The sequence below is a fragment of the Fictibacillus marinisediminis genome, assembly GCF_023149135.1.
Lineage (GTDB): Bacteria > Bacillota > Bacilli > Bacillales > Fictibacillaceae > Fictibacillus_C > Fictibacillus_C marinisediminis.
This window is the reverse complement of the sequence record NZ_JAIWJX010000002.1, coordinates 3,858,889-3,875,042: the sequence shown is the minus strand read 5'-3', so window position 1 is coordinate 3,875,042 and position 16,154 is coordinate 3,858,889. Positions and strand designations below refer to the sequence as shown.

The 16,154-nt window shown below is 48.1% G+C and carries 14 protein-coding genes; 7 read left to right on the top strand and 7 right to left on the bottom strand.

The features are described from left to right. Nucleotides 1-4 precede the first annotated feature (4 nt). Complete coding sequence (locus LCY76_RS20335; protein WP_248254160.1) at nt 5-538, top strand: cupin domain-containing protein; 534 nt, start codon at nt 5-7, stop codon at nt 536-538. A gap of 195 nt (nt 539-733) precedes the next feature. Here the strand turns inward: LCY76_RS20335 and LCY76_RS20330 are convergent, their stop codons facing one another. The 5 genes from LCY76_RS20330 to LCY76_RS20310 all read right to left on the bottom strand — a co-directional run bounded on the left by LCY76_RS20330 (nt 734) and on the right by LCY76_RS20310 (nt 7,110). Continuing rightward, complete coding sequence (locus LCY76_RS20330) at nt 734-1,258, bottom strand: DinB family protein (protein WP_248254159.1); 525 nt, start codon at nt 1,256-1,258, stop codon at nt 734-736. Nucleotides 1,259-1,377: 119 nt separating this feature from the next. After that, nucleotides 1,378-2,775, bottom strand: a complete 1,398-nt coding sequence (locus LCY76_RS20325; protein WP_272885647.1) for an amino acid permease — start codon at nt 2,773-2,775, stop codon at nt 1,378-1,380. A gap of 47 nt (nt 2,776-2,822) precedes the next feature. Beyond that, on the bottom strand, nt 2,823-4,199 hold the full coding sequence (locus LCY76_RS20320; RefSeq protein ID WP_248254158.1) for an NAD-dependent succinate-semialdehyde dehydrogenase: 1,377 nt from the start codon (nt 4,197-4,199) through the stop codon (nt 2,823-2,825). Between the two features lie 19 nt (nt 4,200-4,218). Then, on the bottom strand, nt 4,219-5,559 hold the full coding sequence (locus LCY76_RS20315) for an aminotransferase family protein (RefSeq protein ID WP_248254157.1): 1,341 nt from the start codon (nt 5,557-5,559) through the stop codon (nt 4,219-4,221). A gap of 147 nt (nt 5,560-5,706) precedes the next feature. Further along, complete coding sequence (locus LCY76_RS20310; RefSeq protein WP_248254156.1) at nt 5,707-7,110, bottom strand: sigma-54 interaction domain-containing protein; 1,404 nt, start codon at nt 7,108-7,110, stop codon at nt 5,707-5,709. Nucleotides 7,111-7,316: 206 nt separating this feature from the next. Between LCY76_RS20310 and LCY76_RS20305 the strand changes: the two genes are divergently transcribed. From LCY76_RS20305 to LCY76_RS20290, 4 genes are all read left to right on the top strand, one after another. Next, on the top strand, nt 7,317-7,481 hold the full coding sequence (locus LCY76_RS20305; protein ID WP_248254155.1) for a hypothetical protein: 165 nt from the start codon (nt 7,317-7,319) through the stop codon (nt 7,479-7,481). A gap of 224 nt (nt 7,482-7,705) precedes the next feature. Continuing rightward, complete coding sequence (locus tag LCY76_RS20300) at nt 7,706-8,407, top strand: Cof-type HAD-IIB family hydrolase (RefSeq protein ID WP_248254734.1); 702 nt, start codon at nt 7,706-7,708, stop codon at nt 8,405-8,407. Between the two features lie 21 nt (nt 8,408-8,428). Beyond that, complete coding sequence (locus tag LCY76_RS20295) at nt 8,429-8,623, top strand: hypothetical protein (RefSeq protein WP_248254154.1); 195 nt, start codon at nt 8,429-8,431, stop codon at nt 8,621-8,623. 598 nt (nt 8,624-9,221) lie between these two features. After that, a complete protein-coding gene (locus LCY76_RS20290) occupies nt 9,222-12,269 on the top strand; it encodes an efflux RND transporter permease subunit (RefSeq protein ID WP_248254153.1) in 3,048 nt (1,015 codons plus the stop codon). A gap of 43 nt (nt 12,270-12,312) precedes the next feature. Here LCY76_RS20290 and LCY76_RS20285 read toward each other — a convergent pair whose 3' ends face one another. Beyond that, complete coding sequence (locus tag LCY76_RS20285) at nt 12,313-12,498, bottom strand: hypothetical protein (RefSeq protein WP_248254152.1); 186 nt, start codon at nt 12,496-12,498, stop codon at nt 12,313-12,315. Nucleotides 12,499-12,596: 98 nt separating this feature from the next. After that, a complete protein-coding gene (locus tag LCY76_RS20280; protein WP_248254151.1) occupies nt 12,597-13,325 on the bottom strand; it encodes a Bax inhibitor-1/YccA family protein in 729 nt (242 codons plus the stop codon). A 474-nt stretch (nt 13,326-13,799) separates the two neighbouring features. On the opposite strand from LCY76_RS20280, the gene LCY76_RS20275 reads away from it, so the two are divergent. Next, entirely contained in the window at nt 13,800-15,329 is a 1,530-nt protein-coding gene (locus LCY76_RS20275) for a 4-hydroxyphenylacetate 3-hydroxylase family protein (RefSeq protein WP_248254150.1), read from the top strand. Between the two features lie 55 nt (nt 15,330-15,384). Then, nucleotides 15,385-16,131, top strand: coding sequence for an IclR family transcriptional regulator (locus LCY76_RS20270; RefSeq protein ID WP_248254149.1), 747 nt, complete (start codon nt 15,385-15,387; stop codon nt 16,129-16,131). The last annotated feature ends 23 nt before the right edge of the window (nt 16,132-16,154 follow it).

Sequence of the window (16,154 nt, the reverse complement as noted above, 5' to 3'; positions counted from 1 at the left end):
AGCTTTGATTCAGGGAGAGCGGCTTCGAGAACTGCGGAAGCAGCGCAACTTCACGCTGCAGGAATTCGCATTGCAAACCGGATTAAGCCCCAGCCTGCTGTCTCAGATTGAGCGAGGACTGGTCGATCCCACGGTCAGCACGTTTTGGAAAATCTGCAGCAGCCTGAGTGTTCCTCTGCATTACTTTTTTGAAGGTGTGGAAGAAGATGAGCTTGTCGTACGGAAACAGCAGCGCCGGTTGATCCAGCTTTCTGATGAAAAGGTAAAGTACCATGAGCTGACGCCAAACCGCAGTGGGAAACTCGATTTTCTGATGGTCGAGATCGAGCCGGGGGTAATGAGTGAAGCAGAGCTTGTTTCTCATACAGGAGAAGAGTGCGGGATTGTGCTGCAGGGGGAATTGATTGTTATTCTGGGAGAAAAAGAGATTCATCTTCATGAAGGGGACAGCATACATTTCTCGAGCACGACTCCTCACCGGTATATTAATTCTGGAAAGAGTGTGTCGGTGTCGATTTGGGCGATGACGTCGATGTAAGTAAGGGGAAACTAGTTAGGCAACCCACCCGGCATAGGCCGTGTGGGTTGTTTTGTGATGTGTGAGGGAAAATACTATCCGAAATGCAGGATTTACTGTCCGGAATGATAGAAATACTGTCCAAAGTGAAGGAAATACTGTCCAAAATCAGACATTTACTGTCCAAACTGCAATTATGGTAAACTACCAGCCGTCTTACTTCTTCAATATCCCTAAATATTCAACCCAGGGGCCAACGTCCGCCCTGTATCTCTCAGCCATCACACGCACGATTTGAGCGATGTGCGTTAAATCATGAACAACCCACGTCGAAATGAGTTCCCGCGCCTTTACGGGGCCAAATGCGGGGTGTATACCTTTCGATTCAAGAAGAGATTCGTCTTGAATTAGTTTCCTCAGTTGGGTGATATTTTGTTCTCTAATCGTTTTAAATTCAGCCAGCTTTTGTTCAATCGGCGTCTCAGTTTCATCATTTAAATGAGCATAGCGATCAAACGGGGGGAAGGGTTTACTTTCACCGTCCCCAAGAATCATCTCCAGCCTCGGAATCCAGTTCACTTTCTCTCCCTCAATGAGATGATCGATGACTTCATCTGCATTCCACGTTCCTTCACCTTCATGGCATTGCAGCCAGCCAGGGGATAAATCAGACAAAAAATACGCTAATGATTGCGGGGTGCGTTCCAGAATTTCTATCGCTTCTGTCATACTAAAATTCATCATGCCACTCCTTTCTGTAAATGAAATTCAACTAAACGATCAGAAATTCCTCCAGCCATAAAACCGCAAAAACCCCACCCTCCAGCCAGCAAACTAGCAAAAGGGCGGGGCTTCCTTATTTAATCAATCATCGGGCTCGCCGTTTTTTCTTCATAACGGCTTCTCGCGGCTTCATTTCTCTTTTTCAATAAGAAATAGGAAGCGATGACTACTGCTGTTACGAGCAGGGTAAGGAGCAGCTGTGAGCGCATGGAGCTGATAAATGCCATCGACACGAGAATGATGACGATGCTTGCAATCACGAAGTACGATAAGCCCGGAAAGAGCCACATTTTCAATTCAAGGGCTTCGCCTTTAGCCTCTGCTCGGCGCCGGATCACGATGTGCGAGATGGCAATCGCCAGGTATACAATCAAGGCGATGGCACCGGATGCGTTGACGAGGAACTGAAACAGCTTGTCCGGTGATACAAAGTTAAAGATGGCAGCGATAAAGGCAACGATGGTTCCTGCCCAAACCGCTCGGACCGGAACGCCTTGCTTGCTCAGCTTAAGGAATCCTTTGGGTGCATCTCCACGCTGAGCGAGAGAATAAATCATGCGTGAGTTCGTATAGAGTGCTGAGTTCAAACACGAGAGCACAGACGTCAGGACAACAATGTTCATGATCAGGCCTGCACCTGGAATGTTGACCATCTTCAGCAACGTTACATATGGGCTTTCCAGCGCAGTTGTTGAGTTCCACGGCAGCAAGGTAACGAGAATGGCGACGGAACCGATGTAGAAAATGAGAATACGCCAGACAACACTTTTGATGGCGATCCGGATCGTCTTTTTCGGATCTTCTGATTCGCCTGCCGCAATGGCCGCAATCTCAGCCCCAAAGTAGGCGAAGATGACGGTTGCTACTCCAAGGAAAATAGAGCTTAATCCGTTCGGAGCAAAACCGCCTCTTCCGACCAAGTTGGATGTGTCAGGAGATTTAATACCCGGGAACAGATGGAAGATGATCGCTAATCCGATTCCCATAAAGAGCGTGATAGCGACAATTTTGATCAATGCGAACCAGTATTCGAACTCTCCGAATGATTTGACGGAGAAGATGTTGGTCATGGTAAGCAAGACGGTTAAGATGAGGCTCCAAGTCCAGATCGGAATGGAAGGAATCCATCCGTGAACGATCGCTCCGCCGGCTACAGCCTCGATGGCGATGACGATAACCCAGAAGAACCAGTAGAGCCAGCCGATGGTGTATCCTGCCCAAGGCCCGATGGCTTCACGGGCGTAGGTGGCAAATGAGCCGCTGTCCGGATTGCGGGCGGCCATCTCGCCAAGCATCCGCATAAGGAACACGACGAGTATGCCTGCAAATGCATACGACATGACGGCAGCCGGCCCAGTAGAGTTGATGACGGAGCCTGCGCCGACAAACAGCCCTGCTCCGATAATGCCTCCCAAGGAGATCATCGTGATGTGCCTTGTTTTCAGTTGTTTCTGCAGTCCTTCTTTATTCTTCAATCGTTTTCGCCTCCCTGACTTTTATAGTGAAAGTATGGTTCAAAGTGTTATAAGCCGATGGAAACGTATTTCACTTCCAAATACTCCTCGATTCCAAAATGGCCGCCTTCACGGCCCAATCCGCTTTGCTTCGTTCCGCCAAATGGTGCCTGAGCGACGGATGGCAAGGCATCGTTCAATCCGACAATGCCATACTCGAGCTCTTCGGAAAGGGTGAGTGCCTGGCTTAGGTTTTCGGTATAAACATAAGCTGCAAGGCCATAAGGTGTGTTGTTGGCCCGCTCGATGACTTCCTCTGCTGTTTTGAACGTGGCGATCGGTGCCAGCGGTCCAAACGTTTCTTCGTTCATGCAGAGCATGTCGTCGGCTGCGCTTGTGATGACGGTCGGCTCCATGAACAGGGAGCCCTCTTGAGATGATCCGCCGCAAGCGAGCATTCCGCCTTTCTCAAGGGCGTCCTGCACATGCTGCTGTACTTTTTCAACAGCGTTTAGATCAATTAACGGCCCGATGTCCGTTCCGTCTTCCAGGCCGTTTCCTACTTTTAGCGCTGAAACAGCTTTTACAAAAGCGGTGCTGAACTCCTCAGCGATCGAATCCTGAACATACACGCGGTTTGTACATACGCACGTTTGCCCGGCGTTTCGGTACTTGGAAGCGAGCAATCCCTGTACGGCTTTTTCAATATTGGCATCCTCCATCACGATAAAAGGAGCGTGTCCGCCAAGTTCCAGGGAAATCTTTTTCACGGTATCTGCAGCTTTCCGCATGAGCAGCTTGCCGACTTCAGTAGAACCTGTAAACGAGATCTTTCGCACGCGTGTGTCTTCCATCCAGGCGTCCGAAATCTCAGCTGCTTCACCGGTTACGACCTGCAGCACGCCTTTTGGTATGCCTGCTTCCACAGCAAGTTCAGCCAGCCGGATGGCCGTTAAAGGTGTTTGTTCCGCTGGCTTGACGACAGCCGTACATCCTGCAGCAAGTGCGGGAGCCACTTTTCTCGTAATCATGGCGGCCGGGAAGTTCCATGGTGTAATCGCAGCGATCACACCGACGGGCTGCTTCTGCACGAGGATTCGCTTGTCTGGATGCGTTGCGGGAATGGTTTGCCCATACACCCGTCTTCCTTCCTCCGCATACCAGGAAATGAAGCTGTTGGCGTAGGTGATCTCGCCGATCGCTTCTTTTAACGGTTTTCCTTGTTCTTTTGTCATGAGTTCGGCCAGTTCCAGCTTGGATTCTTCGATGAGGTGATACCATTTCATGAGCAGGGCAGCACGGTCTTCAGCGGTCCGCTTCGACCAGCTTTTGAACGCGTCATAAGCAGCATCCGCTGCCGCACGGGCTTCTTCTCGTCCTCCATTCGGTACCGTATCGACTACGGCGTTAGTTGCCGGATTGGTTACTTCGATCAGTGATTGCATGAAATCCCTCCTGTCGTGTCTAGTTGAATTCTGAAACGGCTTTGCTTTCTACCGCTTCGATCGCTTCGTTTAAAATCTGGATGAGTTCGCTGATGTCCTGTTTATTGATGATCAGCGGCGGTGCGAATACAATCGTATCCTGGTTATCGAACGTAACAGAACGCATGATGAGCCCGCGTTTTGCCGCTTCTGCCAATACTTTTGGAGCGAGTGGCTCCGGGAATCGTTCGTTGGTGTCTTTGTTCTTCACGAGTTCAACCGCTCCGATGAGGCCGAGTGCTCTGACATCGCCAACAATCGAGCGTTCTGACTGGATCTGTTTAAAGCCTTTCAGCAATTCTTCACCCATCACACGGGCATTATCGATTAAGTTCTCTCTTTCAAGGATTTCCAGGTTCTTCAGTGCAACGGCACAGGCCATCGGATGTCCGCTGTACGTGTAGCCGTGAAGAAGCGTTCCTTCTGACAGTTCGATAAAATCGTTGTGCATCGTTTCTGAGATCATGACACCGCCGAGCTGGGCATAGCCGCTTGTGATTCCTTTTGCGAAGCACATCATGTCAGGCGCAACATCATAATGGTCGATTCCGAAATACGTACCGGTACGGCCGAATGCAGTAATCACTTCGTCCGTGATAAAAAGGATGCCAAACTCGTCGCAGATGCTTCTGATTTCTCTAAAATAGCCATCCGGTGCGATATGAACACCGCCAGCTCCTTGAACCGGCTCCGCGATATAAGCGGCAACCGTTTCTGGGCCTTCTTCCTGAATTTTATCCCTGAGTGCCTGCGGTGAAAAATGATCGACATAATGAAAGTCAGGAGCCAATGAGTTCGTGAAATCACGGAACGGCTTGAGGCCAGTCGCGCTTGTCGCTCCCATCGCTACGCCATGATAAGACTGTGATCGAGAGATGATTTTCTTGCGCTCCGGCTGTCCTTTTAAAATCCAGTAGTGGCGGGCAAGCTTGTAGGCCGTGTCGTTGGATTCAGATCCGCCTGATGTAAAGAAGGTCGCGGTCAGATTGCCCGGTGCGATTTCAGCCAGTTTTGCGGCCAGTTTGATCGCGGGCTCGTTGCTGAAGGTCGCAAAGCAAGAGCTGTAGCCGAGTGTTTTCATCTGCTCGTAAGCCACTTGAGCGATTTCCTCGCGTCCATGCCCGATGTTCACGTTCCAAAGAGAGGAGAGGCCGTCGATGGCGCTTCTTCCTTTTAGATCATAAAGGCGGATGCCTTCGCCCTTCGTTAAAATAAAATCAGGCCCAGTTGCCTGCTGCTGCTTGATTGCTGTTGTTGGATGCAAAAAATGCTTTTTATCAAGTTCTGCCAATTGTTCATAGGATTTTTGAGTTTCCATCATAACCACCCTTTGCCAGTATGTTTGCACTTTTCAGATTTATAAGCGCTTTCAAAAGATAGTTGCAAGTTCCGTGCCAAACAGTGATATAAGGTTCTGAACAAGTGTTTAATTCACTTGTGAATTAAACATTACGAATCTCGATTCGTTTTAGAATCGATGATTCGTTTTTGAATCAATATTGTACTTTTTAAGACGGCGAACGACAGTCGGCTGGCTCAGCCCCAGATAGTCTGCCATTTCATAGGTAGATTTGCAGTCTCGGCAGGCACGAAGCAGCCAGTTTCTTTCCACATGTTCCAACGCCTCCTGCAGGGAAGAGCTCTGTGCATCGTATTCTGGAACGCCATCTTCCTCCACTTTTTGCGTAAACGGCAGATGGTCAGGCAGGATTGTCTTGTTTTCGAGCGTGACGACGAGCCGTTCCATTAAGTTCTCCAGCTCTCTCACATTGCCCGGCCAATCATACTGCCAGAAGGCTTTAAGCGCAGATGGGTGCATCGTTTTATCGGTATCATACTTTTCGTTGAATTTGTCCAGGAAGGTTTCAGTCAGCTGATGGATTTCTTCTTTTCGATCCCGGAGCGGTGGAATGCTGATCGGAACCACATTCAATCGGTAAAAAAGGTCATCTCGGAAGGTACCGGTCTTCACCATCGCTTGGAGATCGCGGTTTGTTGCCGCTACGAGCCGGAAGTTTACGGTGCGGCTCTTCGTGCTTCCCATTCTGGTTACCTTCTTTTCCTGCAGCACTTTGAGCAGTTTGACCTGAATGGCAAGCGGCAGTTCTCCGACTTCATCTAAAAAGAGTGTTCCTTGATCGGCGAGTTCGATGAGCCCCATTTTTCCTTTGCTGGCCGCCCCGGTAAAGGCGCCCGCTTCATATCCAAACATCTCGGATTCAAAGAGGCTCTCAGGGATCGCCCCGCAGTTTACCTCGATCATCGGCTTGTCTTTCCGGTCACTTCCGTTATGAAGCGCTTTAGCGAATACCGTTTTTCCGACACCGGATTCTCCTTGAAGAACGACAGTGGCGTCACTTTTTGCGACCTTATGGACAAGTCCCCACACGGTTTGCATCGTTTTGCTGTTGATGACCACATCGGATGGCACAATTTCACGGCCGCGAAGCTGTTCAATTTCGTTTTCATAACGCATCATCTTCAGCTGCAGTTTCTCGTATTCGCTTTTCAATTCTTCAATTTCCGTCATATCATGTGAAAAACTGATGATCCTCTTAATCTCGTTTTCTTCATTAAAGATGGGTACACCGCGGGTCATGATGATCTTACCGGTGCCCGTTTTCTGCATGAAGGTGACCGGCTTTTTCTGCTGGATTACCCTTAGCGTCACGGACGGATTAAAGATTTTCTTCTGCTCCAGCTCTCTGACGGACGTTCCGACAAGCTCCTCGGACGAGATGCCGTACATCTCCTCGCTGTTTTTGACCGCACGCAAAATAAATCCCTCGCTGTCGGTAACGATGATATTCTCGCCAGATTCGTTGATGATTCCTTCGATTTCAAGCTCAAGCAGTTCTCTTTGATCTGTCATACCCACATCTCCCTAACTATCGCAACATAATTCTGATAATTAGGATAACACAGATCGGAAGAAATGAGCGAAGAGTGGCTTTAATTACCAGGCTTTTACACCTGTAATTTCGTAAAAGTAACGATATATGTGACTTGGCTCACTGCTTCTTTTGAGCACATGAATTAACTTAGAGACAGGACAAAAATAAAATTGGAGTGATAATTATGGAAATGACTAAAAATGAAAAAGCAGAAAGACTGCAGCACGTACTTGATGAAGCATTGCTCCCTTTAAAACAGAGATTGGACGAAATGGAAAAAGAGATGATTTCTGTTCGTGAAAATCAAGAGGAGCTTATAAGATTATTGAGCAAAAAAGGAGCCGAATAAGGCTCCTTTTTTTATCTGTTCCTGGAGCAGAAGCTGTTTAAACAAGTGTTTAACCAGAATGGTTTCTCCCATTCATTCATAGGTATAAGGAGCAGGGGTCTGGCTGAAAAGCCCTAACGTAAGAAATATTGTTCATTTTATGCTAATCTGTGGGTAGCGAAACGAAGAAAGGGATGTTATGAGTGGGAGTGGAACAAAAGGAAATTAAGCTTATTGCCCTGGATATGGACGGAACATTATTGAATGAACAGCTGGAGATCTCTGAAGGGAATCGGCAGGCGATTCGAGAGGCTCAGGCAAAGGGCGTGCATGTTGTCCTCAGCACAGGCCGTTCGCTTTTGACGTGCTGGGACTATGCCAAATCGTTAGAACTTAATTCTTATCTTGTAACGGTAAACGGCAGTGAGGTATGGGACAGCAAAGGCAGCCTTGTCGAGCGGACTCTGCTTCATAACGATCATATCGAGGCAATGATGGAGTTAACGAAAAAACATGGTGCACAGTTTTGGGCCGTGTCGACGGATAAGGTATGGCGCGAAAATTTTCCGGAAAACTGCGCAGAGATGGAGTGGCTGAAATTCGGCTTCAACATTGCTGATGACGAGGTTCGAAAGCTTGTGCTCGAGGAACTTTCAAAAAACAAGGAGCTCGAGATCAGTAACTCAAGTCTCACAAACATTGAAGTCAACGCAGTTGGGATCAACAAAGCACGGGCGTTGAACCGTGTCTGCCAGGAGCTAGGCATCACGATGGATCATGTGATCGCGATGGGCGACAGCCTGAACGATATCGCCATGATTACGGAAGCCGGGGTTGGCGTGGCGATGGGCAATGCTCAGGACGTTGTAAAACAAGCCGCCGACTGGGTGACTGGCACCAACGTGAAGGATGGTGTCGCTCAGGCGATCAGGCATTGGGTATTATAGAGCTTGTAAGCAGAGACTGACTTGAAGGGGATGCTGCTGCATGACGGTAAAAAAGGCGGCGCCCGTAAAAGGACTGAACGCGACCGTAAATTTGGCGAACGCGCCAGTAAATATTCACTATGCGCCCGTAAATTCGGCGAACGCGCCCGAAAAAACGTAGAACGCGCCCGTATTCAAAACCATCCGGCAAGCCGCCCGGATGGTTTTTTTACGTAGCTCTTTTCTAAAAGCTTGTTGCTAGGCAACATTTTGTAAAAAACCTTCATTGATTGTTGATTGGAGTGCAAGATGCGAGACTCCTCGAAAATGAACTTCACATTTTCTTCGTGCGATATAACGCTGCTGAAGCCTTCCTTGTCCTGCGGGGGAAGCGTGGCAGGTGAGACCTGCAGGCGTTATGCGCCGAGAAAGTAGGCGCTGGCGCCGGTAAGGCTCACCGCACGCTCCGCGGAAAGCGAGCAGCCTGAAACGGAAATCAACCACTCCCAAGAGCAGCAAAGATTACGAAAACAGCCTTTTACATAAGAAAGGTAAAATACGCCTCAAGTCGTATGTGGAAATACAGCCGGAGGACATTATGGAAAAATCGGCCAGCAAGTAAACTAATGGTATGAAATCTTAAAGATATATTTACTTTTTTTGGTTTATATATCCTTAAAATGTAAGTATACTGTATATGGGCATTTTAGTCTGCTTGAAGAGTGTGAACAAATGAGGCAGACAGTCCGTCATACATAGGGGAGGATGAACAAACAAAGGGGTAGTTTGTTCTAACAGCTCTATAACAAATTAAATGGGGAATGGTGGGAAACGTATGCAGTTTATAACAAAATGGGCTTTTCGGAATAAAGCGCCAGTGACACTGCTTGTCATTATTGCGCTCATTATCGGGACGGTGAGCTATTTCCGTCTGCCGATGGAATTTCTGCCGGAAGCGGATAATCCGCAGGTGAGCGTTGTGACGCTCGGGCAGGGATATGATGCAGGATCCATGACAGATAAAGTAACCGAGCCAGTGGAACAGGCCGTTTCAGGGGTAAAAGGAAAGTCGTCAGTTCTTTCGACGACAGGAGACGGCTATTCCCAGATTACGATTAACTTTGATTCGAAAACAAATATGAAAGACGCAAAAAGAGAGGTTCAGGAGGCGGTCAGCGGACTGCAGTTTCCTGAAACCGTAGGCAAACCACTAGTATCACAGCTCAACACTTCCATGATACCGGTCGGGCAGATCTCCTTTACGTTTGCTGATGGACTGACCAAGGCAAATATGGAAAAGGCAAAAAAGACGCTGCTTCCTCTTTTTGAAAATAAGAAAAGCATTTCCCAAGCCAGTATTTTCGGGGAAAACAATTCCCGTGTAGAAGTGAAGCTGGATACGAAAAAAATGAAAGAGAAAAACATACCCGTCAATAGCGTGATGAGTGTGCTTCAAGGACAAAACGCCTCGGTAACTGCAGGCGGTGCAACGATTGACGGCAAGAAAAGTACGATCAATGTGACGGACAATCTAACATCTGTCAGTGCGTTGGAAAAACTGGTTGTTCCGGTTCAAGTGATGAATCCAAAAGCACCAGTCATCCATTTAAAAGATATCGCATCTATTAATCTGAAAAAAACCGAGAACACGGTGATGCGCATTAACGGAAAAGAAAGCCTGGCCATCACTGTTTTCAAAGACAACAGTGCAAGTGCTGTGACAGCCAGTAAAGATGTGAAGGCAACCGTGAAAAAAATCAATAAAGACTTTCCGGGTGTAAAAGCCAGTACGGTATTTACGACTGGAGACATGGTGGAAAACTCCGTAAACAGTATGATGAAGGAAGTACTGCTCGGAGCATTGTTTGCCACTCTAGTCATTCTTGTTTTCTTGAGAAGAGTGAAGCCGACCCTCGTGACGATCGTATCCATCCCGCTTTCGCTGGGGATCACACTTCTTCTGCTCTGGCTGTCAGGGGTTACACTGAACATCCTGACTCTCGGAGGAGTGGCGGTGGCTGTGGGACGGCTTGTTGATGACAGCATTGTGGTCGTTGAAAATATTTTCAGACGAAGCCAAAGCAAAGCATTTACGAAAGAAAATGTCATGGCAGCAACGGCTGAAGTATCACGGGCCATTACTTCATCAACCTTGATTACAGTCGCCGTATTCCTGCCAATGGGCCTCGTCAACGGCTCCTTAAAAGAATTTTTATTGCCGTTCGGCCTTACGGTGACGTATTCCCTGCTTGCTTCACTTTTAGTAGCATTGGCCGTCGTACCGTTATTGAGCCAGGGCATGCTGAAGAAGATGAAGCTTCCTGCCCACTCCGAGCCAAAGCGTTATTTAAATGTATTAAAATGGTCGCTTAACCATAAATATGTTCCGATCATTGTCGCAGTTGTTGTACTTGTCGGCTCGCTTGGATTGTATGTTTCCTTGCCGAAGGGCGCTGTCAGTGCAGAGGATGCCAGCATGGTTGCCGTCAATATGGAGTTCCCGAGCAACACGCCGGCGGACGACATTAAAGATCGCATGGTTGCCTTTGAAGAGAAGCTGGCTGATATTAAAGGCTATGATTATTTGATTACACAGTACGGTGCCAGTGAGGACGAAGCGAAATACGGACAGGTCAGCACCCCGGATACGGTCAAATTTACCGTCATCATGAAAGAAAAGGGAGGCGCCGATGATTACATCAAAAAGGTAAAAGAACTGAAGAAAGACGAAAACGGAGTAACCATTACCGCTTCTGCCGGATCAATGTTCGGCAGCGGTTCCGGAGGCTCCGAGATTACGTATGATATCAGCGGGAATGACCCGGATGAAATCATGAGTTCCTCTAAAGAACTAATGAGTGTGATAAAAGACGTAGACGGAGTGAAGAAGGTCTCAAGCAACCAGGAAAAGACTGCTCCTGTCTATACCGTCAAAGTAGATACTGAAAAAATGAACACCCAGCAGGCTGCACAACAGGTGGCTTCCCTTATTCAGCCAATGCCGATCGGATCCATTACGCTGGATGGGAAATCAACACCGGTGCTGCTGAACGCAGGAATCAACCCTTCAAAGGCATCTGGCCTGAAGGACCTTTCCATCCAGACAGCCCAGGGTATTCTGCCTCTTTCCAACGTTGCTCAGATTACAGAGGAAGATAAACCAAGCACCGAGCTTCATAAAGACGGCAAACCGTTCATCCGCATTTCTGCGGAAGTGAAACCTGAAAAGCTGTCAGTTGTATCAGCAGCCATTGATAAGAAAGTGAAAAAAGTCGACCTGCCAAAAGGCGTCAGCCTGGAGCAGGGCGGAGCGGCACAGCAGCAGTCCAGCGATTTTGCTGATCTTGGTCTGACGATGCTCGCTTCCATTTTAATCGTGTACCTCATTATGGTCATTACGTTTAAAACGTTCCGTGCGCCGCTCGCGATTTTAATGACGCTTCCGTTAGCTTCCATCGGAGCGGTTCTCGGCCTCCTGATTTCAGGCGTGCCAGCCGATCCGACTGCATTAATCGGCGGACTCATGCTGATCGGTATCGTCATCACGAACGCGATCGTACTTATCGACCGCGTGAAGCAGAACGAAGAAACCATGATCATTCGCGATGCAATTATCGAAGCGTGCGGTACACGCCTTCGTCCGGTCATCATGACAGCGGTCGCTACCATTTTTGCGATGCTCCCGCTATTGTTCTCTCAATCAGAAGACGGCAGCCTTGTTTCAAAATCACTTGCTGTCGTTGTTATCGGAGGACTGACTGGCGCAACCATTTTAACGCTTGTCATCGTCCCGGTCTTCTACGAGCTTCTTCATTTTAAAAAATCAAAACGCCAGCGGGTTCAAGCATCACAAGATACCTTGCCGTTGAGAGAGAGTATGTAATGATGTGAAAAAGCCAGTGCCGAATGCGGCGCTGGCTTTTTGCTTACTTGTAAATATTCGCGATGACCACACCAAGCACAGCAAGAATGAGAAAAACAAAAGCCATCCCGGCAGCCTTGGCTCTGTAATATAGAAAACCGGCATAAAGCAAGACGAGTGATACCCCTAGAATGAGAATGGGGAAATGAGGCAGCACGTACCGGTCAAAGGAATCAAAGGAAGATACCAAGAATATCGCCTCTTTTCTGCAGGGGTTGTCCTATAAGCATACACTACCACTAAATGTCTTAGCTAATGACACAAAGAAACCTGCCGCAGCAGGTTTTTTTAGTTCTTAATTTTGGACAGCAGGCGGAGCATTTCAAGATAAAGCCAGACGAGTGTAAGCATTAACCCAAATCCCGCATACCATTCCATATATTTTGGCGCTCTTTGTTCAACGCCTCTTTCAATAAAATCAAAATCAAGCACAAGATTGAGAGCAGCTACTCCGACAATAACCAGACTGATGATAATGCCGACTACACCAGTTTCATGAATAAAAGGAACATGAAGCCCGAAAAAGCGAAGAACAAAATCAATCAGGTAAACGATGGCAATCCCCAGAGTGGCTGACATGACGCCAAGCCTGAAATTTTTCGTGACTTTGATCAAGCCCAATTTGTATACGATCAAAAGCGCAAAGAGCACGCTGAATGTGAGTAAAACTGCTTGCGTGGTAATGCCTGAAAACTTTGCCTCATACATGGCACTTATGCCGCCAAGAGCCAGACCTTCCAGCATCGCATACAGAGGTGCTAAAAAGGGTGATGCCTTTGGAACAAAAATGGTGATCAGCGAAACAATGAAAGCTCCGATGACTCCTGCGAGCAGAAGCGGAGCCACCTGCTTTCCATCAAAATATTGATTCCACGTGTAAAAGGCAGTTGCACATAATAAGACGAGCAGGATGAACGTTTTATTAACCGTCCCCTGAAGTGTCATCGGATGCTCGATTCCTTGGCCTTTTAGCTTGGAAAACGTTGATTCTTTTAAACTAGGATTAGAACTCCTCATCACGTAACCTCCTTATTACTAAATTATACTATAGTTAAACCCTTCTTATGAAAAGAAAGGTTGTTTGGGGGCTGTGTTATGGCTTTTTTGAGGTTAATTGTTCAAAAATGCCGATTTATGTTCAAAAAATTGATTTTACGTTCAAAATCCCCTCATTTATGTTCAAAACGTTTATACGCGACGATATGCGACAGGATTCGACGCATTTAGTTCTAAGTGGAGGGGGAGTATTTACAATATTGGTTTATGACCAAAAGTTGTCGAACGATTCCGCCCAAAACCGCCAACGTCCTGTGCTAAAATTTACCCAACACCTCTATTTTCTACATTAAAAACTTCAATTCCACCCATCCTACGATTCAAATTTAGCGAAAAATATCTTAGACTTTCATAATATGAAATTACCTCATTGAGTTTAGAAAGCGCTTTCATCTATAGTGTGGACAGGCTATAGAAAATGAAGGAGGAAGTGCTATGGGAATCCGAACGGGAGCTCAGTATATGGACGGGTTAAAGTCCCGTCAGCCTGAAATTTGGCTGGAGGGCAGGAAAGTGACGGATATTGTCAACGAGCCTGTTTTGCGCCAGCCAATTCTGGAGATCGCGAAGCTGTATGATATGCAGCATGATCCTGATCATCAGGAAAAGATCACGCATGTTTGTGAAGAGACGGGCGAGCGTGTATCCAACGCGTTTCTCGTGCCGCGCAAGCTTGAGGACGTTATGGCAAGGCGCAGCTTGTTTGAAGCATACGCTAACGCAACGTACGGTCTGATGGGAAGAACTCCGGACTTCCTGAACGTCGTGGTCACCGGGATGGCGAGCAACTCCTGGTTCCTCGATAAGTACAATCCGGAATGGTCCGTTAACATTCAAAATTACTACCGATACATCCGGGATAACGACTTGTTCCTGACGCATGCGATCATCAACCCGCAAAATGACCGAAGCAAAACATCGCATGAACAAAAAGATACATTCACTCACCTTGGAGCAGTGGAGGAGACGCCGGACGGCCTGCTTGTTCGCGGAGCGAAAATGCTTGCGACACTTGCACCGATTACAGATGAAGTCATCGTGTATTCGTTCCCAGGCTTCAAACCGGGAGATGAGCGGTATGCACTGGCATTTGCGCTTCCGATTGATACACCGGGACTCCGCATCATCTGCCGTGAGCCGATGCAGGACGGCAAACGTTCACTGTTCGACCATCCGCTGGCCTCCCGTTTTGAGGAAATGGATGCACTCCTTGTGTTCAATGATGTGCTTGTTCCTTGGGACCGTGTGTTTATCCACAATAACGTGGAAGCGGCGAACTTGCTTTATCCGAAAACAGGGATCGCCCAGCAGCCGGCGCATCAGTCAGGCGTGCGCGGGCTCTCCAAGCTGTCGTTCGCTGTGGATGTCGCCTGCCGTTTAGCGGATTCCATCGGGGTTGATGTGTATTTGAACGTACAGAACGATCTTGGGGAACTCATTCAAAGTGTGGAAACAATTCGTGCCTTGCTGCGTGTTTCCGAATATGAATGTGAGGTTACGCCTTCTGGCGAGTATATGCCGGCGGCCGCTCCGCTGGAGACCATTCGCGGCTTGCTGCCAACCTTTTATCCGCGTGCCATCGAAGTCATCCAGATCATTGGTGCCGGGGGACTGCTCATGTCACCGTCAGGCTATGATTTTGAAAATCCGGAGTTAAGAGAGGATATGGATCGTTACTATGTTGGACGTGAAGGCGTTTCGTCCATTGACCGTGTGCGCATCTTTAAACTCGCATGGGATCTGTCAGGAGAAGCGTTTGGACAGCGTGCACTGCAGTATGAACGTTATTACACGGGAGACCCGATCCGAAAGCGGGCCATCTTTTACAACAACCATAAACGCAAGAACGCATTCCCATTGGTGGACCAGGCTTTACATGAGGCAGACCGGGCCAGGGAAGCGGCAAAGGCTATCCATTCCGAAAAAGAGGAGGGGATCGCTGACGCTGATACCGTGATGCAATAAGTAATGGCCGGCAGCCCAGAGCTTACCGTTTTAAAGAAGCGAAGGGGGAAGAGATGTGATTGGATCTGTTCAGAAGATTGCTAGAATCTTGAACTGTTTTACGGATGAAGAACCGGTGCTGGGGAACCTCGACATTGCTACAAAGCTTGATTTAAACCCGAGTTCTGTCCACCATCTGCTGCATACCCTGTGCCAGGAAGGTATGCTCATCAAAGACAGCCAGAAAAAATACAGGCTAGGATGGAAGCTGCTCGAATGGGGCAACCGGGTCATGTATCAGAAGGAAATGCTGAGCGGAGCTTTCCCAATTGTGGAAGGGCTCATCCGCCGTTTTAAAGGGGCGGTTCATATCGGCATGTTTGATCAAGGCGAGGTCGTGTTCGTCCTGAAAGCCAGCCCTAAAGAAAGCCAGGAAATTCCGACGTATGTCGGTTCAAGAAAGCCTGCCTACTGCACGAGCTCAGGAAAGATTCTATTATCCTCAAACCCTCCCATGGTGAAGGTCACCGTGGAGAAGGGGCTTGTGCAGCGGGCTCCGAACACCATCACATGTGCGGCTCAGCTGCAAACCGAGCTTCAGGAAGTGAAAAAGCGCGGCTATTCCGTGAGCGATAACGAAAATGAACTTGGTTTGTACGGCGTGGCTGCCCCCATCCGCTCCTACTCCGGCCATACCATTGCGTCGCTGAACATTGTCGGTGAGCCGTTTTATATGCAGGGCCGCGACAGCAAAGGAATTCTGGAGCATCTCCTGCTCACGGCTAATACTCTATCAAAAGAGCTTGGATATATCGACGTCTAGTATTTCTATAAAAAATTCGGGAG

Excerpts from the sequence above, each read along its gene's own strand:
- LCY76_RS20310 (WP_248254156.1), bottom strand. The coding sequence starts at position 7,110 with ATGACAGATCAAAGAGAACTGCTTGAGCTTGAAATCGAAGGAATCATC.
- LCY76_RS20305 (WP_248254155.1), top strand. The coding sequence starts at position 7,317 with ATGGAAATGACTAAAAATGAAAAAGCAGAAAGACTGCAGCACGTACTT.
- LCY76_RS20280 (WP_248254151.1), bottom strand. The coding sequence starts at position 13,325 with ATGAGGAGTTCTAATCCTAGTTTAAAAGAATCAACGTTTTCCAAGCTA.
- LCY76_RS20290 (WP_248254153.1), top strand. The coding sequence starts at position 9,222 with ATGCAGTTTATAACAAAATGGGCTTTTCGGAATAAAGCGCCAGTGACA.
- LCY76_RS20315 (WP_248254157.1), bottom strand. The coding sequence starts at position 5,559 with ATGATGGAAACTCAAAAATCCTATGAACAATTGGCAGAACTTGATAAA.
- LCY76_RS20275 (WP_248254150.1), top strand. The coding sequence starts at position 13,800 with ATGGGAATCCGAACGGGAGCTCAGTATATGGACGGGTTAAAGTCCCGT.
- LCY76_RS20300 (WP_248254734.1), top strand. The coding sequence starts at position 7,706 with ATGGACGGAACATTATTGAATGAACAGCTGGAGATCTCTGAAGGGAAT.
- LCY76_RS20320 (WP_248254158.1), bottom strand. The coding sequence starts at position 4,199 with ATGCAATCACTGATCGAAGTAACCAATCCGGCAACTAACGCCGTAGTC.
- LCY76_RS20330 (WP_248254159.1), bottom strand. The coding sequence starts at position 1,258 with ATGAATTTTAGTATGACAGAAGCGATAGAAATTCTGGAACGCACCCCG.